This is a genomic window from Streptomyces sp. NPDC035033 (assembly GCF_040636735.1).
Lineage (GTDB): Bacteria > Actinomycetota > Actinomycetes > Streptomycetales > Streptomycetaceae > Streptomyces.
The window spans coordinates 271,292-293,102 of sequence record NZ_JBEZUZ010000001.1 but is presented as its reverse complement, the minus strand read 5'-3'; the positions used below and the strand labels follow the sequence as shown (position 1 = coordinate 293,102).

General features: G+C 75.3%; 24 protein-coding genes. 11 read left to right on the top strand and 13 right to left on the bottom strand.

The genetic code is table 11. The features are described from left to right. Positions 1-154 precede the first annotated feature (154 nt). The 5 genes from AB0E83_RS01390 (at position 155) to AB0E83_RS01370 (ending at position 3,830) form a co-directional block, all read left to right on the top strand. On the top strand, positions 155-1,579 hold the full coding sequence (locus AB0E83_RS01390) for a DEAD/DEAH box helicase (RefSeq protein ID WP_362104220.1): 1,425 nt from the start codon (positions 155-157) through the stop codon (positions 1,577-1,579). Beyond that, a complete protein-coding gene (locus AB0E83_RS01385; RefSeq protein WP_362104218.1) occupies positions 1,576-1,848 on the top strand; it encodes a CBS domain-containing protein in 273 nt (90 codons plus the stop codon). Before AB0E83_RS01390 ends, AB0E83_RS01385 begins: the two co-directional genes overlap by 4 nt. Positions 1,849-1,901: 53 nt before the next feature. Further along, complete coding sequence (locus AB0E83_RS01380; protein WP_362104216.1) at positions 1,902-2,210, top strand: SCO5918 family protein; 309 nt, start codon at positions 1,902-1,904, stop codon at positions 2,208-2,210. A gap of 207 nt (positions 2,211-2,417) precedes the next feature. After that, a complete protein-coding gene (locus tag AB0E83_RS01375) occupies positions 2,418-2,756 on the top strand; it encodes a MerR family transcriptional regulator (RefSeq protein ID WP_362104214.1) in 339 nt (112 codons plus the stop codon). 264 nt (positions 2,757-3,020) lie between these two features. Continuing rightward, positions 3,021-3,830: a hypothetical protein gene (locus AB0E83_RS01370; protein WP_362104212.1), complete on the top strand. Its 810-nt coding sequence runs from the start codon at positions 3,021-3,023 to the stop codon at positions 3,828-3,830. Between the two features lie 89 nt (positions 3,831-3,919). Here the strand turns inward: AB0E83_RS01370 and AB0E83_RS01365 are convergent, their stop codons facing one another. From AB0E83_RS01365 to AB0E83_RS01355, 3 genes are read right to left on the bottom strand one after another with little or no spacing between them, the layout of a single operon-like run. Beyond that, the gene (locus AB0E83_RS01365; protein ID WP_362104210.1) at positions 3,920-4,126 is read right to left on the bottom strand and encodes a DUF4287 domain-containing protein; all 207 of its coding nucleotides are present in this window, start codon (positions 4,124-4,126) and stop codon (positions 3,920-3,922) included. Between the two features lie 17 nt (positions 4,127-4,143). Beyond that, complete coding sequence (locus AB0E83_RS01360) at positions 4,144-4,296, bottom strand: hypothetical protein (protein WP_362104208.1); 153 nt, start codon at positions 4,294-4,296, stop codon at positions 4,144-4,146. Between the two features lie 44 nt (positions 4,297-4,340). Then, positions 4,341-5,093 carry a glycosyltransferase family A protein gene (locus tag AB0E83_RS01355; protein ID WP_362104206.1) on the bottom strand — a complete coding sequence of 251 codons (753 nt, stop codon included), beginning with the start codon at positions 5,091-5,093 and terminating at the stop codon, positions 4,341-4,343. 95 nt (positions 5,094-5,188) lie between these two features. Between AB0E83_RS01355 and AB0E83_RS01350 the strand changes: the two genes are divergently transcribed. Together AB0E83_RS01350 and AB0E83_RS01345 are read left to right on the top strand one after the other, a co-directional pair. After that, the gene (locus tag AB0E83_RS01350) at positions 5,189-6,454 is read left to right on the top strand and encodes a hypothetical protein (RefSeq protein ID WP_362104204.1); all 1,266 of its coding nucleotides are present in this window, start codon (positions 5,189-5,191) and stop codon (positions 6,452-6,454) included. 245 nt (positions 6,455-6,699) lie between these two features. Next, the gene (locus AB0E83_RS01345) at positions 6,700-7,599 is read left to right on the top strand and encodes an NAD(P)-dependent oxidoreductase (protein ID WP_362104202.1); all 900 of its coding nucleotides are present in this window, start codon (positions 6,700-6,702) and stop codon (positions 7,597-7,599) included. A 15-nt stretch (positions 7,600-7,614) separates the two neighbouring features. Here the strand turns inward: AB0E83_RS01345 and AB0E83_RS01340 are convergent, their stop codons facing one another. The 5 genes from AB0E83_RS01340 to AB0E83_RS01320 all read right to left on the bottom strand — a co-directional run bounded on the left by AB0E83_RS01340 (position 7,615) and on the right by AB0E83_RS01320 (position 11,069). Further along, a complete protein-coding gene (locus AB0E83_RS01340) occupies positions 7,615-8,070 on the bottom strand; it encodes a DUF1801 domain-containing protein (RefSeq protein ID WP_362104200.1) in 456 nt (151 codons plus the stop codon). Positions 8,071-8,226: 156 nt separating this feature from the next. Next, a complete protein-coding gene (locus AB0E83_RS01335; RefSeq protein ID WP_362104198.1) occupies positions 8,227-8,688 on the bottom strand; it encodes a pyridoxamine 5'-phosphate oxidase family protein in 462 nt (153 codons plus the stop codon). Next, on the bottom strand, positions 8,685-8,927 hold the full coding sequence (locus AB0E83_RS01330; RefSeq protein ID WP_362104196.1) for an AraC family transcriptional regulator: 243 nt from the start codon (positions 8,925-8,927) through the stop codon (positions 8,685-8,687). Before AB0E83_RS01330 ends, AB0E83_RS01335 begins: the two co-directional genes overlap by 4 nt. A 28-nt stretch (positions 8,928-8,955) precedes the next feature. Then, entirely contained in the window at positions 8,956-9,366 is a 411-nt protein-coding gene (locus AB0E83_RS01325; protein WP_362104194.1) for a VOC family protein, read from the bottom strand. A 278-nt stretch (positions 9,367-9,644) separates the two neighbouring features. Further along, the gene (locus AB0E83_RS01320) at positions 9,645-11,069 is read right to left on the bottom strand and encodes a hypothetical protein (protein WP_362104192.1); all 1,425 of its coding nucleotides are present in this window, start codon (positions 11,067-11,069) and stop codon (positions 9,645-9,647) included. Positions 11,070-11,160: 91 nt separating this feature from the next. On the opposite strand from AB0E83_RS01320, the gene AB0E83_RS01315 reads away from it, so the two are divergent. Continuing rightward, positions 11,161-12,132 carry a D-2-hydroxyacid dehydrogenase family protein gene (locus tag AB0E83_RS01315; protein ID WP_362104190.1) on the top strand — a complete coding sequence of 324 codons (972 nt, stop codon included), beginning with the start codon at positions 11,161-11,163 and terminating at the stop codon, positions 12,130-12,132. A 22-nt stretch (positions 12,133-12,154) separates the two neighbouring features. Here AB0E83_RS01315 and AB0E83_RS01310 read toward each other — a convergent pair whose 3' ends face one another. Together AB0E83_RS01310 and AB0E83_RS01305 are read right to left on the bottom strand one after the other, a co-directional pair. Continuing rightward, positions 12,155-12,511: a GntR family transcriptional regulator gene (locus AB0E83_RS01310; protein ID WP_362104188.1), complete on the bottom strand. Its 357-nt coding sequence runs from the start codon at positions 12,509-12,511 to the stop codon at positions 12,155-12,157. A gap of 2 nt (positions 12,512-12,513) precedes the next feature. Continuing rightward, positions 12,514-13,497 (bottom strand): hypothetical protein, encoded by a 984-nt coding sequence (locus AB0E83_RS01305; protein ID WP_362104186.1) that lies wholly within the window; start codon positions 13,495-13,497, stop codon positions 12,514-12,516. A gap of 151 nt (positions 13,498-13,648) precedes the next feature. Here AB0E83_RS01305 and AB0E83_RS01300 point away from each other — a divergent pair, with 151 nt between their 5' ends. Next, positions 13,649-14,614, top strand: a complete 966-nt coding sequence (locus AB0E83_RS01300) for a S8 family peptidase (RefSeq protein WP_362104184.1) — start codon at positions 13,649-13,651, stop codon at positions 14,612-14,614. Between the two features lie 17 nt (positions 14,615-14,631). On the opposite strand, the gene AB0E83_RS01295 is transcribed toward AB0E83_RS01300, so the two are convergent. Continuing rightward, a complete protein-coding gene (locus AB0E83_RS01295; RefSeq protein WP_362104182.1) occupies positions 14,632-15,504 on the bottom strand; it encodes an alpha/beta hydrolase in 873 nt (290 codons plus the stop codon). Between the two features lie 76 nt (positions 15,505-15,580). Continuing rightward, positions 15,581-16,021: a MarR family transcriptional regulator gene (locus AB0E83_RS01290; protein WP_362104180.1), complete on the bottom strand. Its 441-nt coding sequence runs from the start codon at positions 16,019-16,021 to the stop codon at positions 15,581-15,583. A gap of 92 nt (positions 16,022-16,113) precedes the next feature. On the opposite strand from AB0E83_RS01290, the gene AB0E83_RS01285 reads away from it, so the two are divergent. Together AB0E83_RS01285 and AB0E83_RS01280 are read left to right on the top strand one after the other, a co-directional pair. Further along, positions 16,114-16,461 (top strand): DoxX family protein, encoded by a 348-nt coding sequence (locus AB0E83_RS01285; RefSeq protein WP_362104178.1) that lies wholly within the window; start codon positions 16,114-16,116, stop codon positions 16,459-16,461. 132 nt (positions 16,462-16,593) lie between these two features. Beyond that, a complete protein-coding gene (locus AB0E83_RS01280; protein WP_362104176.1) occupies positions 16,594-18,189 on the top strand; it encodes an ABC-F family ATP-binding cassette domain-containing protein in 1,596 nt (531 codons plus the stop codon). A 9-nt stretch (positions 18,190-18,198) separates the two neighbouring features. On the opposite strand, the gene cobN is transcribed toward AB0E83_RS01280, so the two are convergent. Continuing rightward, positions 18,199-21,804 (bottom strand): cobaltochelatase subunit CobN, encoded by a 3,606-nt coding sequence (gene cobN / locus AB0E83_RS01275; protein WP_362104174.1) that lies wholly within the window; start codon positions 21,802-21,804, stop codon positions 18,199-18,201. Positions 21,805-21,811: the final 7 nt, after the last annotated feature.

The following is a 21,811-nucleotide window of genomic DNA, read 5'->3' as shown; positions in this document are numbered from 1 at the left end:
CCGCGGCACGCCGCCCCTTCCGCCGATCGCGCCTTCCGGGCCCCTTTCCGGCGGTTCAGCTTTCGTGCCGCATTCGAAGCCGTCGGAAAACATTCCGTCCCGTTCCCCGGTCGCGGAAATTCCTTGACGTGCCCCGCACCGAGGAAGGCCCCGCATGAACAGCACGCGTCCGACCGGTCCTCGCCCCGCCCCGGACGACGGGGAATCCGTCCACGGGCCGCAGGAGACCGCCCTCCCCGAACCGGTCGCTCCCGCGCCGGCGGCCGTCGGATCGTTCGCCGGGCTGGGCCTGCCGGAGCGGCTGCTCGCCGCGCTCGCCGGCGAGGGCGTCACCGTCCCGTTCCCCATCCAGAGCGCGACCCTCCCGAACGCGCTCGCGGGCCGGGACGTCCTCGGGCGCGGCCGCACCGGCTCCGGAAAGACGCTGGCCTTCGGCCTCGCCCTGGTGGCCCGTACGGCCGGCACGCGGGCCGCGCCCAGGCGACCCCTCGCCCTCGTCCTCGTCCCCACCCGCGAGCTGGCGCGGCAGGTGGCCGACGCGCTCGCGCCGTACGCCCGTGCCGTCGGGTCGCGGCTGACCACGGTCGTCGGCGGAACGCCCCTCGGCAGGCAGACCTACGCCCTCCGGAAGGGCACCGAGATCGTCGTCGCCACCCCGGGGCGGCTCACGGACCTCGTCGTCCGGGGCGACTGCCTGCTGGACCGGGTCTCCGTCACCGTCCTGGACGAGGCCGACCAGATGACCGACATGGGCTTCGCGCCCCAGATCGCCGGCCTCCTCGACCGCGTGCCCGCCGACGGCCAACGGCTGCTCTTCTCCGCCACCCTGGACCGCAGCGTCGACCGGCTCGTCGGCCGCTACCTGTCGGACCCCGTCGTGCACTCCGTCGACCCCGCCGCCGGGGCCGTCGCCACGATGGAGCACCACGTCCTGCACGTCCACGCCGACGACAAGCCGGCCGCGACCGCCGAGATCGCCGCCCGCACGGGGCGCGTGATCCTGTTCCTCGACACCCAGCACGCCGTCGACCGGCTGACCGGGGACCTGCTGGCCCGCGGGGTGCTCGCCGCCGCGCTGCACGGCGGCAAGTCCCAGCCCCAGCGCACCCGCGCGCTCGCGCGGTTCCGGAGCGGACAGGTGCCGGTGCTCGTCGCCACGAGCGTCGCGGCCCGGGGCATCCACGTCGACGGCCTCGACCTCGTCGTCAACGTCGATCCGCCCTCCGACCCCAAGGACTACCTGCACCGCAGCGGCCGCACCGCCAGGGCCGGGAACCCCGGCAGCGTCGTCACCCTGGTCACCCCGAAGCAGCGCCGCGCCGCCGTCCGCCTCATGTCCGAGGCGGGCGTCCAGCCCCGGATCACCCGGATCCGCCCCGGCGGGGCGGAACTCCACCGCATCACGGGGGCACGGACCCCCTCGGGCGTCCCCGTCCCCGCCCCCGTCCCCGGGACGGAGCCGTCCGGCGCCCGCCGTCCGTCCCGCGCCGCCGCTCCGGCGCGGCACGACGGCCGCCGGGCGGTCCCGGACCCCGCCCCCGCGTCCCCCTCCTCCCCTCTCCCCAGGAGCCGCTCGTGACACCGACCCGCACCCCACCCCACCGCCCGACCGGCCCGGCCGGCCCGGCCACGGACGCACCGCACGTCTGGGCGGACATGACCGTCGAGGTCGCCCTGGCGGTCATGGCCGGAGCGCGCACCACGCACCTGGTCATCCACGACGCCGACGGCCGGCGCACCGGCCTCGTCACCCGGGACCGGCTCGCCGGCTTCCGCGCCGGTCCCGCGTACACCGACCGGGTGCGCCTGAGCGAACTCGTCGCCGCGGACACCGCGCCCCGCACCTGACCGTCCGCGCCGGGACGGCCGTCCCGGCGTTCCCCTTCCCCCTGTGAGGTCCCATGCGCTGCGTGATCGCCCGTTTCCCGTTCGAGCTGACGAAGAACGGCGTCCTGGAGTCGATGAAGGGCGTCAGGCCCGAACCCGTGACCGGTGCGTTCGTGACCATCGGACGCCGCGACTACCCCGCCAAGCAGGTCGGCGCGGTCGTCACGCGCCAGGACCGCCGCGACTTCGGCGTCGGCGAGGTCCTGCGGGCCATGACCCGGCTCGGCTTCACGTGCGGCACCCGCCCGGCCGCCTCCCCCTCGGCCACCGCCGCGCCGGGCCACGAGACGTCGGACTTCCTGGGCGTGCCCCCCGCGGCCTGACGGCCGAAGGGCCGGCGGAGGGAGCGAAGCCCTCCCCCGCCCGGCCTCCGCTCTCCTCTGTTCTCCTCCGCTCTCCTCCGCCCCGTCCGCCTTCCGCCCCTCCAGCCGTCAGGAGCGCCGCTACCGGCGTCGCCGACGACGGCGTTACCCTCGGTGAACGAGCCGGACCGCCGGCCGCGCACCGAAAGGTCCGACGGAGAGGTGAGAATGACAGCAGACGATCCGCTCGGCCGTCTCGACGACGACGACTACCCCGCCTACACGATGGGCCGGGCCGCCGAGATGATCGGTACGACGCCCGGCTTCCTCCGTGCCCTGGGTGAAGCCCGGCTGATCACCCCGCTCCGCTCCGAGGGCGGCCACCGCCGCTACTCCCGCTACCAGTTGCGCATCGCCGCCCGCGCCCGCGAACTCGTCGACCAGGGCACCCCCATCGAGGCCGCCTGCCGCATCATCGCCCTCGAGGACCAGCTCGAAGAAGCCCAGCGCATCAACGCCGAGTACCGCCGCGCGGCGGGCGGACCCCACCCCCCGTCGACCGACTGAACCCGGCCCCGGCCCCGGCGCGCCCGCGTGACGCGGGGTCACGCGCCGCCGCGCGCCGTCCGGGCCGGCGGGCGGGGCCCGGGTCGGGCGCCGTCCGGGGCTCCGGGCGGGTCCGCGCGTGGCGCCCTCAGGTACCTCGACCGGGGGACGGGTTCCCCCGGGCAGGGGCCGCCCGGGGCCGCTCCTGTCGCGCGGGGCACGGCGCCGTGGTGGGCTGGGGCGGCGGGGACGTCCGACCAGCCGATCTCCCTGGGTGGCCAGCACATGACCATGATCCTCACCATCGTCGCCATCGCCGCGGCCCTCGCCGTCGGCCTGTTCGCCAATCAGGTCCGCCGCCGGCGCCGCGCGGCCGGCGGCGACGGCGAGGAGGCGTCCGTCAGCGATCTGGTCAGCCCCCTGGAGACCCTCGCGGTCCTCCTGGTCGCCTTCGTCATCGTCGTGGCGGCCGAGTCGTACGGCTCCGCCTCCACGGCCGTCGAGGCCGAGGCCGGGCGGGTCGACCAGCTCTACGAGGTCGCCGACTACGCCCCGGAGCCGCAGCGCGAACGGCTCCAGGCCGCGGCCGTCTGCTACGCACGGGCGATCCAGGCCGCGGAATGGCCGCTCATGGCCGAGGGCGGGGAGAAGTCCCCGGCCGCCTCGGTGTGGTCCACCGGCTTCCGCACCCACTTCAAGGAACTCGCCCACCAGGACGACGCCACCTTCGCCCTCCTGGTCGAGGCCGACGACGAACGCTCCAAGGCCCGCCAGACCAGGATCTCCGAGGCGAGCCCGGCCATCCCCCCGGCCGTCTACTGGTTCATGGTCGTGGCCCTCGCCGCCACCGTCGGGGCCTTCGCCTTCGGCCTGCCCCGCGACCGGGGGCCCTCGCACCTCACCCTGCTGTGCGTGCTCGCCGTGCTGTTCACCGGCTCCCTGCTCCTGATCCAGGACATCGACACGCCCTTCTCGGGCCAGATCCAGATCACCAGCGACACCATGCGGCAGACCGCGGAGGACATCTCCGAGGACTACGCCACCGACCACCCCGGCGCCACCCTCCCGTGCGACGCGGAGGGGAAGCGGATCTGATCCGGTGGCGGACCTGACCCGGTGGCGGACCTGACCCGGTGGCGGACGGGGTCCGGTGGCGGACGGGGTCCGGTCCGGCGACGGAGTCGTCAGCTGCCCTCGGCGAGGGTGTGGGCGACGAGGGCGTTGGCGTGGCCGTGGCCGAGGCCGTGCTCGGTCTTGAGCCAGGCGACGATCTCCATGTGCTTGGTGAGCGGAGAGGCGCGGACGAGGTCCTTCCACTCGGCGATCGGACGGCCGTACTTCTTCTCGATGGAGGGGAAGTAGCTGGCAGGGCCCTTCACGGCTTCGGTCATGGGATGTCCCCGTTCTCTCACTCGTCGGTCTCGGTCGTGTCGGTGACGCCCACCGGAGCGGCGGTCGGCCTGCGGTCGGTCATGCCGGCTCTTCCTCCGGCGTGGTCGTCGCTCATATGACCGGCGGCGGGCGGCGGACTCATCGCTTCCCGCGCCGTGAACTGGATCACGTTTCCCTGCGGGCGGCCTGATCTCGCGTCAGGGGGCGACGGGGTCAGTCCCAGGTCCGGGGCGGGAGGGTGGTGAGGGCGGTGGCCCGGGCCCGCACGAGTGCTATTTGGTGCCCCCCGGCGAATTCCGTGGGCTGCCGGGAGGTCTGGGCGGCGTGGCGGCGGTAGCGGAGGGTGGGGGCGTCGACGAGGACGCCGTCCGTGGTGGCGGAGGCGGCCATCAGCAGGCCCGTGTCCTCCATGCCGTGGAGGGCGGACCAGCCACCCAGGAGGTGGAGGAGGGGGCGGCGCCACATGACGCCGGCGGGATGGACCGGCAGCCGGTAGTCGGTGGCGGTCGTCGTCCACGCGGCGAGGAGGGCGCCCCTCGGGAGGAGGCCGGGGCGGACCGGGAGGGGGTGGTCGGTGAGGGTGCCGTCGGGGGCGAGGTCGCGGGCGTGGCCGACGGCGTAACCGGCGGAGGGGTGGGCGGCGAGGGCGGCGGCCAGGGCGGTCAGGGCGCCGGGTTCCAGCTCGTCGTCGGCGTCGACGTTCTGGACGAGGGGCGCGGTGGCGCGGGCCAGGGCGATGTTGCGGGTGACCGCGGGGCCCTCGGCGGTGGCGTGGGAGGCGACGAGGACGCGGGGGTCGCCGGCGGCGGCGCAGGCGGACAGGGCCGCCCGGGCCTCGTCCTGGGGGCCGTCGATCTGGACCAGCCACCGCCAGGAGGGGTGCGTCTGGTCGAGGAGCGAACGCCACACCGCCGGGAGGAAGGCCGCGTGAGCGGCGTGCACGGCCGTCACCACGTCCACCTGCATGATCCGATCATATGGACCCCGTGGGGCGGCGGGGCGTGATAGGCACGGGATCAGGGCAATCCGAGCGCACGGAGCGGGAGTTGGGGGGAGCACGCATGGACGCGGGGGCGTACGCGGCGAGGCTGGACGCGGTGGTGGCGGCGGACTCCCGGGAGCTGGACCGGGTGTGCGAGGAGGTGGCCGGCGCGCTCCTGCGGGACGGGGCCGAGCCGCCGTTCGACGTCGGCTCCGCCGACTTCGCCGCCGATCCGTACCTGATCTGCGCCGACCGCTACTGGCGGCTCCGCTTCCTGGAGCGGCCCACCATCCTCACCGCGGCGGCCTGCGCGGTCTGGCTGGGGGCGCGGGTGGCCCGCGAGGCGCGGACCGAGGTGCTGGAGCGGTGGGCGCTCGGGTACGCCTTCATCACCAAGGACAGCGTCGAGTCCGCCGTCGAACTCGCCCGCGCCACCGAGGAGATCGTCTCCCGGGACGCCCCCGCCGGCGACGTCGCGTACTTCGCCACGCTCTACCACGCGGGCAAGCTGCGCTCGGACTTCCACTTCGACGAGCTGCACCAGTTCCTGGACTCCTCGCTGCTGGCGCTCGCGGCCGGCGCGCACCGGCAGTCGGCGCTCTTCACGGCGCTGCGCTCCTTCGCGGCCTTCGGCAGCCGGGCCCTCACCGCCGAGTACGCGACGGGGCTGCTCGACCGGGCGTGGCGGTCGCCCGAGCGGACCCGGCACGTCGTGGACATCTGCCTCAACGGCATCCAGTTCGCGGTCCCGTTCGACGGGCACGGCGTCCTGCTGCGGGACCGGGCCGCCGAGGCCGTGCGCGACCACCCCGGCGACCACATGTTCCGCTTCCGGCTCGCGACCGGCCTGCACATGACGGGCGACCACGACGCCGCGCTCGCGGAGGTCGACACCGCGCTGCGGCTGCTGCCCGCCGTCGGCAACCGCGGCAGCCACAAGCTGCTCCAGGAGCAGTACCTCACCAAGCGGGAGGTCATCGTGGAGGGCCGGCTCCGCGCCGCGCTCGACGCGGAGCACCGCGCGCGGCTCGCCGAGCGGGAGGAGCGGCACCAGGAGCGCTGGGCGCGGGCGGAGGAGGAGGCGCGGCGGCAGAAGGAGGAGCTGGAGCGGGCGCTCCGGGAGAGCCAGGAGAGCGCCCGGGCCAACCACGTCCGCTCGGTGGAGCTGGTCGCGCTCTTCGCCTCCGTGATCGCCTTCGCCGTCGGCTCGCTCCAGGTGACGCTGACCGGCGACTTCTCGCTCCGCGACCGGCTCCTCCTCATCGGCGCCTGGGGCCTCGGCCACGTCGCCTTCGCCCTCCTCGTGATCGGCGGGACGTGGCTGATCACCCGGCCGCGCCGGTAGGAGCCGGCAGGAGGCCACGGAAGGCGGTGGGAGCCGGTAGGAGGCTGCGGCGGGAGGCGGTGGGAGCTGGCGGGAGGCGGTGGGGTGCCGGCAGGAGGCGGTGGGAGCCGGCGGAAGGCGGCGGGTGCCGGTGGGGCGTACGGTCGGCGTGACACGGATCACCTTCGTGCGGGCGGGTGGTCGTCACGTCCGGGGGCCCCGTCCGGTTCTCCGTGTGTACCCCTTCCGGAGCCTGGAGGTTGACCATGAGGATCCTGCTCGCCGGGGCGACCGGCGCCATCGGCCGCCCGCTGACCCGCGTCCTGGTCCGTGACGGACACGAGGTGCTGGCCCTGGCCCGGTCGGAGGGCTCGGCGGAGGCGGTGCGCGCCCTGGGGGCGGTGCCGGTCCGCGCGGACGCCCTCGACCGGGAGGGGCTGCTGCGGGCGCTCGACGGGCTGACCGCCGACGCGGTGGTGCACCAGCTGACCGCGCTCAAGGCGCCCAAGCTGCGGCTCACCGCCGACGACCCCAGCAACGTGCTGCGCGAGCGCGGCACCGCGCACCTGCTGGAGGCGGCGGGCGTCCTCGGGGCGGGCCGGTTCGTCACCCAGTCGCTGGTGCTCGGCTACGGCTACCGCGACCACGGCGACCGGTCCCTCACCGAGGAGGACCCCTTCGGGGTGCGCACCGGCACCGTCGCGGACCACGTGATCACGGGGCTCGTCGAGGCGGAGGGCCGGCTCTTCGCCGCGGACCACGTGGCGGGGGTCGCGCTGCGGTACGGCGTCTTCTACGGGCCCGGCACCTGGTTCGACCCGACGCCCGCCGGCCGGCCGTTCCCCGTCCCGGCGGGCGGCGGCGGGACGATGTCGTGGGTGCACGTCGAGGACGCCGCCGAGGCGACCGCCGCCGCGCTGGAGCGGGGCCGGCCGGGCGAGGCGTACAACGTCGTCGACGACCGGCCCTCCACCTGGGGCGAGCTGGCCGCCGCCCGCGGGCGCCGGCTCGTGCTCCCCGGCCGGCTCCTGCGCCTGGCGGTCCCCTACCTCGGCGCCCTCATGCTCGACACGCGGCTGCGCGTCTCGCACGCGAAGGCCACGGCCGACCTCGGCTGGACCCCGCGCTTCCGGGACCACCGGGAGGGCATGCGGGCCCGGTCCTGACCGGGCCCCGGGACGTCAGGCGGTCGCCTTCGCGATGAGGGCCTCGATGCGGGCCTCGACCTCGGGGGTGAGGGTGGTGAGGGCGAAGGCGGTCGGCCACATGTCGCCGTCGTCGAGGGTGGCGGGGTCGTTGAAGCCGAGGGTGGCGTAGCGGGCCTTGAACTTGCCGGCGCTCTGGAAGAAGAAGACGACCTTGCCGTCCTTGGCGTAGGCGGGCATGCCGTACCAGGTCTTGGGGGTGAGGCCGGGGGCGACCTTCTTGACGAGGGCGTGGACGCCCTCGGCGAGGACGCGGTCCGCGTCGGCCATCTCGGCGACCTTCGCGAGGAGGTCGGCCTCGCCGTCGGCCTTGGCGCGGGAGCCCCGGGCCCTGGTGCCCTTCAGCTCCTTCGCGCGCTCCTTCATCGCCTCCCGCTCCTCGTCGGTGAAGCCGTCGTAGGACTTGGTGGTGGAGGTGCTCTTGGCGGCCATGGTCGTTCCCCTCGTGGTGGTCTTTCCCGGTGCTGTTCCAGGCTAGGTTTCCGGGGCTCCGGGTGCTTCTCGGAAACTGATCGGCTGCCGCGCGGGCCTCGGGACGGGCCACTGGGCGGACCGCCGGGCGGGTCGCTGGGCGGGCTGCTGGGCGGGTCAGGAGAGCCAGGCCCCGTCGCGCATCAGGGTGCGGCCCTCCAGCTCGTCGGCCTCGCGCCACGCCTGCACGCGGCGGGGCCTGACCAGGAAGTACTGGTAGGGGCTCGCCAGTTCGCGCGGGTCGAAGCCGGTCTTCCCGGCGAAGGCGTCGCCGGTGCCGGCGGGGAGGTCCGCGAGGTCCACGGGCTCGGCGGTGCCGTCGATCAGCACCACGTCGCGGGTGGGGCCGAGGGCCAGCCTGACCCGGTCGTCGGCCAGCAGGTTGCGGGCGGTGCGCGAGGCGCGCGGCGTGGAGATCAGGACCCCGGTGCCGTCCCAGAGGAAGGAGAGCGGGATCAGGTGGCCCCGACTGGCCACCCACAGGTCCACGTCCGTCTCCAGCCGGACCAGGGCGTCCGCGATCCGCTGCTTCCTGGTCCTGGGAGCGGGTACGGGCGTGGGTGCGGGCTCGGTGGTCATGGCGTCCTCCCCCTGGCGGCGCGGAGCGCGGTGACGAAGGCGTACGGGGTCGTGCCGTAGGCCCGGGTGAACGTGCGCTGGAGCGTCACCGCGGTCAGGCCCGCCTCGCGGGCCAGGGCCGGGACGTCCAGCGGGCGCGTGTACGCGCGGTCGATGCGGTCGCGGACCCGGCGCAGGTCCTTGAGCGCCTGGAGCCGTACCGCCGTCGTGCGGGCGGCCGCCCATCCGGGATGGCACATGCCGTTCCCTCCCCTCCCCCCTCGGGGCTCAGCGCAGTTCCTGGATGCGGATGAGGTTGCCGGCCGGGTCGCGGAAGGCGCAGTCGCGGACGCCGTACGGCTGCTCGGTGGGCTCCTGGACCACCTCGGTGTCGCCGGCGGAGACCTTCTCGAAGACGGCGTCGAGGTCGGGGGTGGCGAGCAGGATCCAGCCGTACGTCCCCTTGGCCATCATCTCGGTGATGGTGCGGCGCTCGTCCTCCGTGACGCCCGGGTCGACGGCCGGCGGGGCGAGCAGGATCGAGGTGCCCGGCTGCCCGGCGGGGCCGACCGTGATCCAGCGCATCCGGCCCTGGCCGACGTCGCTGCGGACCTCGAAGCCGAGCACGTCGCGGAAGAAGGCGAGGGAGGCGTCGGGGTCCTCGTGCGGGAGGACCGTGGTGTGAATCGTGATGTCCATGACGATCAAGGTAGTTGGCCCCCGACCGGAACGCTTCTCGAATCCTGACCGCGTCGGACCGCCGTCGCACCGGAGCACCGCGTCGGACCGGGCCACCGCGACCGGCCGTCGCCGCACCGGAGCGCCGCGCCGGACCGTCGTCGTACCGGGACACCGCGACCGACCGTCGTCGTACCGGGACACCGCATCGGACCGTCGTCGTACCGGAGCACCACGGCGGACCGTCGTACCGGGCCACCGTGACGGACGAGGGCCGCCGCCGAATTCCCGCGCCTCCCCTAGCCCTTCGGCCGGGCGCCCTTCGGATCCGGCCCCGGCCCGGCCCCCGGGCGCGGCCTGGCGTGCTCCGGCTCCGGCTCCGCCTCGACGCGCTCCGATCCGGCCGCCAGGTCCGGTCCGACGCCCCCCGGGCCCGGCCCCGCGGCCCCCGGCCCCTCGGCCGCCAGGAAGTCCGTGATCGCCAGGGCGAGGAGCAGGGACAGGGCCAGGCCGACGACGACCCAGCCGGTGGGGTGGGGCCACAGGACGAAGGCGAGGGCGGCGCCCGCCACCAGGATCCACACGATCCAGGTGTGGAAGCGGTGGACGAACGGGCCCACCGGGCCCAGCCGCATCCCGGCCCGGTCGGCCGTCGACCGGGTCGCGGTGACGCCCGAGCGCCACAGGCCGCGCGTCAGGGCGGCGGGGCGGCTCGGGCCGGAGAGCCAGGCGGCCAGGGCGACGAGGACGCCGAGGACCGCGCACACCCGGACCGAGGTGCGCAGGAAGCGGACCAGGGTGTCGTAGACCGAGCCGGCCGCCGCCGGGGAGACCGAGGCGGGCAGGGCGTTGAGGTAGACCGTACGGAAGACGGTGAGGGCGATGCCGAGGACGACCGCCGCCACCGCGAAGCCCAGCGCCGCCGCGACCAGCGCCCGCCGCCGGCGCACCGCGAGCAGCACGCCGCCGGCCACGCACAGCACGGCGATCACCGGCAGCCACAGGCCCACCGCCTGGAGGAGCGCGAAGCCGGTCTTCGCCTTCCCGATGTCGTCCGACCTGAGGACGGTGAAGTCGGTGTGCACCTCGGGGATGTTCCCGGCGGCGGTGAGCCCGGAGGCGACGAGGCGTTCCTTCACCCGGTCGATCACGGGCGCCAGGTCGATCGTCACCGCGTCCGTCTCGATCTTCACCGCCCCGTCCTCGTCGCCCGTGAGGGCCCGGTCGAGGGAGGTGTGGATCGCCCGGTTGGCGTCGGTCCAGATCGTCTCGAAGGCCGGGGAGGCGACGACGTCCCGGGCCCGGTCGTGGACGAAGCTGCCGACCGCGCTCTCCAGGGAGCCGCCGAGCTTCCCGAGCGCCTTCTCCACCAGCGGGCGCTGGTCGGGGGCCACGCCTTCGAGGAGCGCCGGGAGGTCGAGGTGCCGCATGACGGCGTCGGTCGCCCGGTTCGCGACGGCGTCCTGCACGTCCGGGTCGGAGGCGAGCGGCTCGACCGTCTTCACGTACCGGTCGGTGTCGCCGAGGAGGTCCGCGGTCCAGGCGGCGACCAGGCCCAGCGGCACGAGGACGCAGCCGATCACCACCAGCAGCGCGGAGCAGAAGGAGCGGAGCCGGTGGCGCTCGCGCCGGGGCGCGCCCCGGCCGGCGTCCGCCTCCAGGGCCGCCACCCGGGCCCGCAGCAGGGTGAGTTCGTCGTCGGTCCCGCCACCTGGTGCTCCCATGGAGTCAGCGTGCGGGCGCGGCGGGGTTCCGGCGTCCCGGGCGGGGCCGAACGGGTGAGCCCGGCGGCGCGCCATGCGCGATCATGCCGTCATGACCTCACTGCCGCGCTGTGCCGTGCTCGACGACTACCAGAACGCCGCACTCTCCTCCGCCGACTGGAGCCCGCTCCACGGCCGCGTGGAGGTACGGGTGCTCCACGAGCACCTGACGGACCCGGACGCCCTCGTCGCCGCCGTCGAGGACTGCGAGGTCCTGGTGGTCATGCGGGAGCGGACGCCGCTCGGCGCGGAGCTGCTCGACCGGCTGCCCCGGCTGCGCCTCGTGGTCACCTCCGGGATGCGCAACGCCTCGATCGACCTGGCCGCCTGCCGGGAGCGCGGGATCACCGTCTGCGGCACCGCCAGCGGCTCCGAGCCGCCCGCCGAGCTGACCTGGGCGCTGATCCTGGGGCTGGTCCGGAAGGTGACGACGGAGGCGCGGGCGATGCGCGAGGGCGGCCCCTGGCAGTCGACCGTCGGCGGCGACCTGGCGGGCCGCACGCTGGGCCTGCTGGGCCTGGGGAAGATCGGCGGCCGGGTCGCCGCCGTCGGCCGCGCCTTCGGCATGGACGTCCTCGCCTGGAGCCCGAACCTGACGGAGGAACGGGTCGCCGCGCACGGGGAGGGGATCCGGCTCGCGAAGGACAAGGCCGAGCTGTTCGCGGCGAGCGACGTCGTCTCGCTGCACCTGGTGCTCTCCGACCGGACGCGCGGCATCGTCGGCGAGCCCGAGCTGCGGGCGATGCGCCCGGGGGCGTACCTGGTGAACACCTCGCGGGCCGGGCTCGTGGACGGGGCGGCGCTGCTGCGGGCGCTGCGCGAGCGCTGGTTCGCCGGGGCCGGCCTCGACGTGTACGAGACGGAGCCGCTGCCGGCCGACGACCCGCTGCGCACCCTGCCGAACGTGCTCGCCCTCCCCCACCTCGGGTACGTCTCCGAGGCCAACTACGCCCGCTACTTCGGGCAGGCGGTGGAGGACATCGAGGCGTACCTGGCGGGGAAGCCGGTCCGCGTCCTGGGATAGCCCGGTCCGGAGCGGGCGGGGGCTACCGCAGGACGGCGCGGGCCAGGTCGAGGAACTCCTCGTCGGTGAGGCCCAGGGAGCGGGCCTCGGCGGCGGCCTCCCGCAGCCGGGTGACGAGGCGGGCGCGGTCGGGGGCGGCGACGCCGGGGACGACGACGGCGCCGCGGCCCCGGCGGAGTTCGATGAGGCCCTCCTCGCGCAGCCGCTGGTAGCCGCGCAGGACGGTGTGGACGTTGACGCCGAGCGAGTCGGCGAGTTCCCGGGCGGCCGGGAGCCGCTCGCCGGGGGCGGCGGTGCCGTCGGCGAGGGCGCCGCGGACGCAGGCGGCGATCTGGTCGCCGAGCGGGACGGCGGAGGCGGGGTCGACGCGGAAGAGCACGGTCAGAGCCTTCCACGGCGTTCGACGAGGGTGTTGAGGAGGGCGGCGGCGGTCCGGGCGTCGGGCACGGTGACGGCGAACTCGCGGCCGTCGCCGCGCCGGACGACCAGGGCCTCGCCGGAGCGGAGGATCACGCCGGAGCGGTGGGCGCGGAGCCGGTAGCCCCAGCCGCCGAACTCGCGCAGGGCGCCGACGTCCCGGGCGTCGGCGCCGGCGATGTCGGCGAGCGGCACGTGGACGCGGGGCCGGGGGGTGAGCGTGGAGCGGACGGTGAGGCCGCGGCGGTCGACGCCGACCCGGACGCGGGCGAGGGCGAGGCCGGGGACGGCGACGGCGAGGGCGACCGGGAGCAGCGGCCACGCGCCGAGGAGCGCGGCGACGGCGCCGGCGGCGGCGAGGAGCAGGCCGAGGGCGGTGAGCGGGCCGGAGGCGGTGGCGCGGGACCAGCCGGCGAGCTCGCCGGCGCCGAGGTCGAGGCGGGGCGCGTCCGGGCCGATGTCCGGGCCGTCGGCGGTGGCGTCCCCGGGCGGGACGAGCCGGGAGAGGGCGTGTCCGGCGAGGGCGAGGACGGCGCCGGCGGCGAGCGCGAGCGCGAGGTTCGAGAGCGGGGAGCGGACGGCGGCGGGGTCGGCCGCGTCGAGGTTGTCCCGGACCAGGAGGCTGAGCAGCGTGCCGAGCAGTCCGGCGGTCAGCCACGCGCCCCACAGGGCGCTCCGGTGCGCGAGCGCGGTCCAGGCGGCGCCGAGGCCGAGCGGCAGCGCGGCGCCGACGGCGGCGAACGCGGTCCGGCCGGTGAAGCCGTCGGCGGCGCCGGTGCCGGAGGCGAAGTGGGTGGCGAGCGGGTCGGGGAGCCGGTCGGACCAGAGCGCGAGGAGCAGCGGGGGGACGGCGGCGGCGAGGACGAAGGGGAGCGCGGTGAGGACGCGGAGCCGGAGCGGGGCGCGGTGCTGCGGCCGGCTCGGCGTACGGGACGCGGCAGGGTTCATGACAACCTCCTTGTTCGCACTCTACTAGAACAAGTGGGTTTGACGGACCCTCGCGTCCGTCCCGGTTCCGCCCCGGTTCCGGATGCGGGGCCCCGTCGCCGCCTGTTCACTGGTTCAAACGCTGACGAATGCTGCCGAATGGGGAGATCTCATGCGCCGTCGGTCCGCCGCCCTCACCGCCCTCGCCGTGCTCACCGCCGCCCTCGCGACCGGCTGCGGCAGCGACGACGAGCCCGACCCGCTGCGGAACCAGCAGTGGGCGCTCGACGCGCTGAAGCTGCCCGGCGCGTGGGACACGGCCGAGGGGGAGGACACGGTCATCGCCGTCGTCGACACCGGCGTGGACCCCGGCCACCCCGACCTCAAGGGGCGGCTCGTGGACGGCTACGACTTCGTGGACGGCGACGACGACCCGAAGGACCTCAACGGGCACGGCACCCACGTCGCCGGCATCGCCGCCGCCCACACCGAGAACGGCATCGGGATCGCGGGCGGCGCGCCCGGCGCGAAGATCATGCCGGTGCGGGTGCTGGGCGCGGACGGCAGCGGCAGCGACGCGAACATCACCAAGGGGATCGTCTGGGCCGCCCAGCACGGCGCCGACGTCATCAACCTCTCGCTCGGCGAGTCCGGCCTGATGGCCCGGCTGCTCAAGGGCGGCGTCCTCAACGACGCGATCGCCCTCGCCGACGACAAGGGGGCGGTCGTGGTCGCCGCCGCCGGCAACGACTCGACCCTGCTCCAGCCGTACGAGCTGACCACCCCGGTCCTCGTCGTCAACGCCGCCGACCGGAACGGGCAGCCGGCCTCCTTCACCAACTTCGGCGCGCAGAACGCGGTGGCGGCGCCCGGCGTGGACATCCTCTCCACCCTGCCGACCTACACGGCCAAGGAGACCCTGAAGAACACCTCGGGGTACGGCAAGCTCTCCGGCACCTCGATGGCCTCGCCGTACGTGGCCGCCGTGGCCGCGCTCCTGCACCAGGAGGGCCTGGACCCGGCCGGGATCATGACGGCGATCCGGGACACGGCGACGAACCCGTCGGGGAACCTGAAGCTGGGCCTCGGGAACGTGGACGCGGCCGCCGCCGTGAAGGCGGCGGCCGACAAGAACTGACCGACGGAATCCGGGGGTTACGCCTCCAGGACCTCGCGCAGCGTCTTCGCGAACGCCTCCGGCGCCCCCCGCTGCCCGAACTCGCCGCCCAGGAAGCCCCCGTGGTGGCTGGGGAAGACGGCGAGCGGGGTGCCGAGGCGCTCGGCGAGCGCGGCGGCGGCGCGGGCGGCGAGCTCCCGCCGGGACTCCTCGCCGGCGGCGACGACGATCCGGGTCGTGCCGGCGGCGGCCTTCAGGGCCTCGGTGTCGGGGACGTACGAGGTACAGCCGCGCATGTTCCTGCCGAGCAGGGGGTCGTCCCGGCGCCCGTCGTCCTCGGCGGGCAGGCCGTACGTCTCCGGCGGGACCGGCAGCCCGGCCCAGCCGGCCGGGATCGGGCCCTGGTGGCTCGTGAGGGCGATGAACTTGGCCATGCCGGCGCCCCAGCCGTCCCGCAGGTAGGTGGCGCGGACGTCCTCGCAGGCCGCCAGGGCCTCGGCGCCGTCGGGGACGAGCCCGGCGGCGGGCGGCTCGTGGGCGACGAGGGTGTGCACGAGTTCGGGGCGGCGGGCCACCAGGGCCAGCGCGTTGACGGCGCCGCCGCTGCTGGCGAAGACGTCCACCGGCCCGGCGGCCAGCTCCTCGATCAGCCGGGCCAGGTCGTCGGCGTGCTCCTCCGGCCGGATCTCGACCGGCGCCCCCTCGGCGGTCTCGCTGCGGCCGACCCCGCGCGGGTCGTACGTGACGACGGTCCGGTCGGTGAAGTGCGAGGCGAGCGTGGTGAAGCCGGTCGCGTCCATGGGGGAGCCGATGAGCAGCAGCGGACGCGGGTCCCGGCCGGTGCCGGGGCGGACGTCGTAGCGCAGGGTCGCGCCGGCGGTCTCCAGGGTGCGGGTGGTGGGCTCGGCCATCGTTCTCTCCTCCGTGGGTGCTCAGAAGGGTGGACGGCGGCCGGGCCGGAAACTCATCGCCCGGGACCAGTGTCGTCTACTCGCCGCACTCGTGGGCGGACGGGTCGACCACCACGCGGTCGAGCAGGCTCCGCAGCAGGGCCCGCTCCGCCTCGGTGAGGTCGGCGAAGAGCTCGCGCTCGGCCTCGCTGACGGCCCGGTCGATGCGGTCCAGGACGGCCGCCCCGGCCGGGGTGATCTCGACGATGTGCCGGCGCCGGTCGGCCGGGTCGCGGCGCCGCTCCGCCAGCCCGTCCGCCTCCAACTCGTTGAGGACGGCGACCAGTTGGCTCGGGTCGATCTCCATCGCGGCGGCCAGGTCCCGCTGGCTCATGGGCGCGGGGGCGAGCTGCATCAGGGTCATCGCGTTGCGCGGATGCAGCCCCTCGACGCCCAGGGCGGAGCGGATGCGCGCGCCGGTGAGCTCCCCGCGGAAGGAGAGGAGGAAACCGAGCCGGTCGGTCGGGAGGGCTGCCATGTCGTCCACCGTAACAACAAGAAGATTGTGGAGCGAGGGAAATCGTTGTTACTCTTCAACGGTTTCCGCATCTGGATCATTGGAGCGTCCCCATGTTCATCGCCTATGCCGTCCTCGCCGGCCTGCTCGCCCTCGCCATGACCGGCTCCGCCGTCGCGACCTTCACCCGCAACCCGGCGGTGGCGGGGAACATGACGAAGCTCGGGGTGCCGGACTCATGGCTGCCGTGGCTCGGCACGGCGAAGGTGGCGGGCGCGCTCGGCCTGCTCGCCGGCCTGGTGGTCCCGGCGCTCGGCGCGGCGGCGGCGATCGGCCTGGTCCTCTACTTCGTCGGCGCCCTCGTCACCCACGTCCGCGCGAAGGACTACGCGCTGGCGCCGGTCCTCGTCCTGACCGTCCTCCCGGCGGTCGCGCTGGTGCTGCGCATAGCCAGCGCCTGACCCCTCCCCCGCACCCCCTCCCCCACCCCTCCGACGAGACGAGACGAATCGTCTTGTCAAATCCCCCGGGACCCTTTACCGTCGAGTCGACGAGACGTCGCGTCTCGCTTTCCCGACGGCAGGAGACCGCCCTTGTTCCGTGCCCGACTCACCGAGGTCACCAAGCGCTACGACGACCGGTACGTCCACCACCGGACCGTCCTCGACCGGGCCTCCCTCACCGTCCGCCCCGGCGAACGCCTCGGCGTCGTCGGCGACAACGGCTCCGGGAAGTCCACCCTGCTCCGGCTCCTCGCCGGCCTCGAAAGCGCCGACCACGGCACCGTGGCCGTCGACGCCCCCGGCGGCCTCGGCCATCTCGCCCAGACCCTCGACCTCCCCGCGACCGCGACCGTCAGCGACGCCGTCGACCACGCTCTCGCGGAGATCCGCGAGCTGGAGCGGGAGATCCGGGAGGCGGAGGCCGCCCTCACCCCCGCCGGACTCGACCGGTACGCCGCCCTGCTCGCCGCCCACGAGGCGCGCGGCGGCGCGGGGGCCGAGCGGCGGGTGGCGACCGTGCTGCGGCGGCTCGGCGAGACCGCCCCGCTCGACCGGGACCGGCCGCTGGCCACGCTCTCCGGCGGGCAGCGGGCCCGGCTCGCCCTGGCCGGCGTGCTCGCCGCCGAACCCGAACTGCTGCTGCTCGACGAGCCGACGAACCACCTGGACGACGCGGCCGTGGCCTGGCTGGAGGAGCGGCTGCTCGCCCACCGGGGCACCGTCGTCGCCGTCTCCCACGACCGCGCCTTCCTCGACCGCGTCGCCACCGCCGTCGTGGAGGTCGACGAGGACCGGCACACGCTGCGCCGCTACGGCGACGGCTACGCCGGCTACCTCGCCGGCCGCGCCGCCGAACGGGCCCGCCGGATCCGCGAGCACGAGGAGTGGAAGGAGGAACTGGCCCGCCACCGGGCCCTCGCCGACAGCACCATCGACCGCTTCTCCGCCATCCCGCGCAAGGCCCCCGCCGCCTTCAGCGGGGCGGGCGCCTTCCGTGCCCGGTCCCGGGCGCACGGCGCGATGAGCCGGATCCGCGCCGCCCGCGAGCGGCTGGCCCGGCTCACCGAGCACCCGGTGCCCGCGCCGCCCGAGCCGCTGCGCTTCCGGGCGGAGCCCGCGGGCGAGGGCGCGGCCGTCACCCTGACCGGGGTGCGCGTCGACGGCCGGCTCCGGCTCGGCGCGCTGCACCTCGAAGCGGGCGAGCGGCTGCTCGTCACCGGCCCCAACGGCGCGGGGAAGACCACCCTCCTCCGGGTCCTGGCGGGCGAGATCGCCCCGCACGCGGGCACGGTGACCGTGCCCGCCCGGGTCGGCATGCTCCGCCAGGACACGGCCTCACCCCACGACCCCCGTACGGTGGGCGAGGCCTTCGGAGAGGGCCGCGAGGACGAACTGCTCGCCCTCGGGCTCTTCGCGGCCCGGGATCTGACGACCCCGGTCCGCCTGCTGTCGACGGGCCAGCGCCGCAAGCTGGAGCTGGCCCGGCTGGTGACCGCCCCGGCCGATCTGCTCCTCCTCGACGAACCGACCAACCACCTGGCGCCGGCCCTCGTGGAGGAGGTCGAGGCCGCGCTCGCGGCCTACCGGGGCACGCTGGTGATCGTCAGCCACGACCGCCGGCTGCGGCAGGGCTTCCGGGGCCGGCGCCTCGAACTGGCCCCGGCCCACGCCCTCGTCACGAGCTAGGCGCGCGGCCTACTCGTCCGCGGAACCCTCCAGGTCGCCCTCCGTCTCCAGGAACACCTGGCGCAGGGCGGCCAGGGTCTCCGGGTCCGGCTTCTCCCACATGCCGCGCGACTCGGCCTCCAGGAGGCGCTCCGCGATGCCGTGCAAGGCCCAGGGGTTGGCCTCCTGGAGGAAGGCCCGGTTCGTCTCGTCGAGGACGTACTCCTGGGTGAGCTTGTCGTACATCCAGTCGGCGACAACCCCGGTCGTGGCGTCGTAGCCGAAGAGGTAGTCGACGGTCGCCGCCAGCTCGAAGGCGCCCTTGTAGCCGTGGCGGCGCATCGCCTCGATCCAGCGCGGGTTCACCACCCGGGCCCGGAAGACCCGGGAGGTCTCCTCCACCAGGGTGCGGGTGCGGACGGTCTCCGGGCGGGTGGAGTCGCCGATGTACGCCTCGGGGGCGGTGCCCCGCAGCGCGCGGACGGTCGCCACCATGCCGCCGTGGTACTGGAAGTAGTCGTCCGAGTCGGCGATGTCGTGCTCGCGGGTGTCGGTGTTCTTCGCCGCGACCGCGATCCGCTTGTACGCGGTCTCCATCTCGGCGCGCGCCGGGCGCCCTTCGAGCCCGCGCCCGTACGCGTACCCGCCCCACACCGTGTACACCTCGGCGAGGTCGGCGTCGGTGCGCCAGTCCCGCGAGTCGATCAGCTGGAGGATGCCCGCGCCGTAGGTGCCGGGCCGGGAGCCGAAGATGCGGGTGGTGGCGCGCCGCTCGTCGCCGTGCTCGGCCAGGTCGGCCTGGGCGTGGGCGCGGACGTGGTTCTGCTCGGCGGGCTCGTCGAGCCCCGCGACCAGCCGGACGGCGTCGTCGAGGAGCGCGATGACGTGCGGGAACGCGTCCCGGAAGAAGCCGGAGATGCGCAGCGTCACGTCGACGCGCGGGCGGCCGAGCTCCTCCAGGGGGATCGGCTCCAGGCCGTTGACGCGGCGGGACGCCTCGTCCCAGCGCGGCCGGACGCCGAGCAGGGCCAGCGCCTCGGCGACGTCGTCGCCGGCGGTCCGCATCGCGCTCGTCCCCCACAGCGAGAGGCCGACGGAGGTGGGCCACTCGCCGTTGTCCTCGCGGTAGCGCGTGAGGAGGGAGTCGGCGAGCGCCTGCCCGGTCTCCCAGGCGAGCCGGGACGGCACGGCCTTCGGGTCGACGGAGTAGAAGTTCCGTCCGGTCGGCAGCACGTTGACCAGGCCGCGCAGCGGGGAGCCGGACGGGCCCGCCGGGACGAAGCCGCCGTTCAGCGCGTGCACGGCGTGGGTCAGCTCGTCCGTCGTGGCGGCGAGCCGGGGCACGACCTGCTCGCAGGCGAAGCGGAGCACGTCGTGGACCTCGGCGCCGTACCCGTCGGCGACCGACGCGACCGCGTCCGCCGCCCAGTCCGCCGCCTCCATCGCCTCGACCAGCGCGCGGGCCTTCGCCTCCGCCTCGTCGGCGGTGGTCCGCGTCGCGGCCGACTCGTCCAGGCCGAGCGCCTCGCGCAGGCCCGGCAGCGCCTGCGTGCCGCCCCAGATCTGGCGGGCGCGCAGGATGGAGAGGACCAGGTTGACCCGCTCGGGGCCGGTGGGGGCGGTGCCGAGGACGTGCAGGCCGTCCCGGATCTGGGCGTCCTTGACCTCGCACAGCCAGCCGTCGACGTGCAGCAGGAAGTCGTCGAAGCCGTCGTCCTCCGGGCGCTCCTCCAGACCGAGGTCATGGTCGAGCTTCGCGGCCTGGATCAGCGTCCAGATCTGGGCGCGGATCGCGGGCAGCTTCGCCGGGTCCATGGAGGAGATCTGCGCGTACTCGTCGAGGAGCTGCTCCAGGCGCGCGATGTCGCCGTAGGAGTCGGCGCGGGCCATCGGCGGCACGAGGTGGTCGACGAGGGTGGCGTGGACGCGGCGCTTGGCCTGGGTGCCCTCGCCCGGGTCGTTGACGAGGAACGGGTAGACCAGCGGCAGGTCGCCGAGGGCCGCGTCGGGGCCGCAGGCGGCGGAGAGTCCCGCGTTCTTGCCGGGCAGCCACTCCAGGTTGCCGTGCTTGCCGAGGTGGACCATCGCGTCGGCGCCGAAGCCGCCGTCCTCCGCGCGGGCCGCGATCCAGCGGTAGGCGGCCAGGTAGTGGTGCGACGGCGGCAGGTCCGGGTCGTGGTAGATCGCGATCGGGTTCTCGCCGAAGCCGCGCGGCGGCTGGATGAGGATCAGCAGGTTCCCGCGCCGCAGGGCGGCGAGGACGATGTCGCCCTCCGGGTTCCGGGACCGGTCGAGGAACATCTCGCCGGGGGCCGGCCCCCAGTGCTCCTCGACCCGCTCGCGCAGCTCGGCCGGCAGCTCGGCGTACCAGCGCTTGTAGTCGGCGGCCGGGATGCGGACCGGGTTCTTCGCCAGCTGCTCCTCGGTGAGCCAGTCCTGGTCGTGGCCGCCGGCCTCGATGAGGGCGTGGATCAGCTCGTCGCCGTCGCCGGAGACCAGGCCGGGCAGCTCCTCGGCGGGCCCGAAGTCGTACCCCTCCTCGATCAGCCGGCGCAGCAGCGCGACGGCGGAGGCGGGGGTGGCGAGGCCGACGGCGTTGCCGATGCGGGAGTGCTTGGTCGGGTAGGCGGAGAGGACCAGCGCCAGCTTCTTCCCGGCGTTCGGGATGTGCCGCAGGCGGGCGTGGCGGACGGCGATGCCGGCGACGCGGGCGGCGCGCTCGGCGTCGGCGACGTAGGCGGGCAGGCCGTCGGCGTCGATCTCCTTGAAGGAGAACGGGACGGTGATGAGCCGGCCGTCGAACTCGGGGACGGCGACCTGGCTGGCCGCGTCCAGCGGCGACAGGCCCTCGTCGTTCTCCTCCCAGGCCGACCGGGAACCGGTCAGGCACAGCGCCTGGAGGATCGGCACGTCGAGCGCGGCGAGCGCGCCCGCGTCCCACGCCTCCTCGTCGCCGCCGGCCTGCGCCTCGGCCGGCCTGGTGCCGCCGGCGGCGAGGACGGTGGTGACGATCGCGTCGGCGCCGCGCAGGACGGCGAGCAGCTCCTCCTCGGGGGCCCGCAGGGAGGCCACGTACAGCGGCAGCGCGCGGGCCCCGGCGTCCTCGACGGCGTCGCAGAGGGCGCTGACGAAGGCGGTGTTCCCGCTCATGTGGTGGGCGCGGTAGTAGAGCACGGCGACCGTCGGGCCCTCGGTGACGCGGGCGGTGCGCTCCAGCGGGCCCCAGGTCGGGGCGGGCGCCGGGGCCTCGAAGCCGTGGCCGGTGAGCAGGACGGTGTCGGAGAGGAAGCGGGCGAGCTGCTCCAGGTTGGCGGGGCCGCCGTGGGCGAGGTAGGCGTGCGCCTCGGTGGCGACGCCGACCGGGACGGTGGAGGCGGCCATCAGCTGGGCGTCGGGGGCCTGTTCGCCGCTGAGGACGACGACCGGCTTCCCGGTGGCGAGGACCGCGTCCAGGCCGTCCTGCCAGGAGCGGACGCCGCCGAGGAGGCGGACCAGGACCAGCTCGGCCCCGTCGAGGAGGGCGGGGAGGTCGGCGAGCGGGAGCCGGGCGGGGTTGGCGAAGCGGTACTCCACCGGTCCGCCGGCCGCACGGGCGCTGAGCAGGTCGGTGTCGGAGTGCGACAGCAGCAGGAGCATGGCGAGG

What these genes read in the sequence shown, in the direction of transcription:
- AB0E83_RS01390 (WP_362104220.1), top strand. Translation starts at nt 155, where the DNA reads ATGAACAGCACGCGTCCGACCGGTCCTCGCCCCGCCCCGGACGACGGG.
- AB0E83_RS01380 (WP_362104216.1), top strand. Translation starts at nt 1,902, where the DNA reads ATGCGCTGCGTGATCGCCCGTTTCCCGTTCGAGCTGACGAAGAACGGC.
- AB0E83_RS01375 (WP_362104214.1), top strand. Translation starts at nt 2,418, where the DNA reads ATGACAGCAGACGATCCGCTCGGCCGTCTCGACGACGACGACTACCCC.
- AB0E83_RS01370 (WP_362104212.1), top strand. Translation starts at nt 3,021, where the DNA reads ATGACCATGATCCTCACCATCGTCGCCATCGCCGCGGCCCTCGCCGTC.
- AB0E83_RS01365 (WP_362104210.1), bottom strand. Translation starts at nt 4,126, where the DNA reads ATGACCGAAGCCGTGAAGGGCCCTGCCAGCTACTTCCCCTCCATCGAG.
- AB0E83_RS01355 (WP_362104206.1), bottom strand. Translation starts at nt 5,093, where the DNA reads ATGCAGGTGGACGTGGTGACGGCCGTGCACGCCGCTCACGCGGCCTTC.
- AB0E83_RS01350 (WP_362104204.1), top strand. Translation starts at nt 5,189, where the DNA reads ATGGACGCGGGGGCGTACGCGGCGAGGCTGGACGCGGTGGTGGCGGCG.
- AB0E83_RS01345 (WP_362104202.1), top strand. Translation starts at nt 6,700, where the DNA reads ATGAGGATCCTGCTCGCCGGGGCGACCGGCGCCATCGGCCGCCCGCTG.
- AB0E83_RS01340 (WP_362104200.1), bottom strand. Translation starts at nt 8,070, where the DNA reads ATGGCCGCCAAGAGCACCTCCACCACCAAGTCCTACGACGGCTTCACC.
- AB0E83_RS01335 (WP_362104198.1), bottom strand. Translation starts at nt 8,688, where the DNA reads ATGACCACCGAGCCCGCACCCACGCCCGTACCCGCTCCCAGGACCAGG.
- AB0E83_RS01330 (WP_362104196.1), bottom strand. Translation starts at nt 8,927, where the DNA reads ATGTGCCATCCCGGATGGGCGGCCGCCCGCACGACGGCGGTACGGCTC.
- AB0E83_RS01325 (WP_362104194.1), bottom strand. Translation starts at nt 9,366, where the DNA reads ATGGACATCACGATTCACACCACGGTCCTCCCGCACGAGGACCCCGAC.
- AB0E83_RS01320 (WP_362104192.1), bottom strand. Translation starts at nt 11,069, where the DNA reads ATGGGAGCACCAGGTGGCGGGACCGACGACGAACTCACCCTGCTGCGG.
- AB0E83_RS01315 (WP_362104190.1), top strand. Translation starts at nt 11,161, where the DNA reads ATGACCTCACTGCCGCGCTGTGCCGTGCTCGACGACTACCAGAACGCC.
- AB0E83_RS01305 (WP_362104186.1), bottom strand. Translation starts at nt 13,497, where the DNA reads ATGAACCCTGCCGCGTCCCGTACGCCGAGCCGGCCGCAGCACCGCGCC.
- AB0E83_RS01300 (WP_362104184.1), top strand. Translation starts at nt 13,649, where the DNA reads ATGCGCCGTCGGTCCGCCGCCCTCACCGCCCTCGCCGTGCTCACCGCC.
- AB0E83_RS01295 (WP_362104182.1), bottom strand. Translation starts at nt 15,504, where the DNA reads ATGGCCGAGCCCACCACCCGCACCCTGGAGACCGCCGGCGCGACCCTG.
- AB0E83_RS01290 (WP_362104180.1), bottom strand. Translation starts at nt 16,021, where the DNA reads ATGGCAGCCCTCCCGACCGACCGGCTCGGTTTCCTCCTCTCCTTCCGC.
- AB0E83_RS01285 (WP_362104178.1), top strand. Translation starts at nt 16,114, where the DNA reads ATGTTCATCGCCTATGCCGTCCTCGCCGGCCTGCTCGCCCTCGCCATG.
- cobN (WP_362104174.1), bottom strand. Translation starts at nt 21,804, where the DNA reads ATGCTCCTGCTGCTGTCGCACTCCGACACCGACCTGCTCAGCGCCCGT.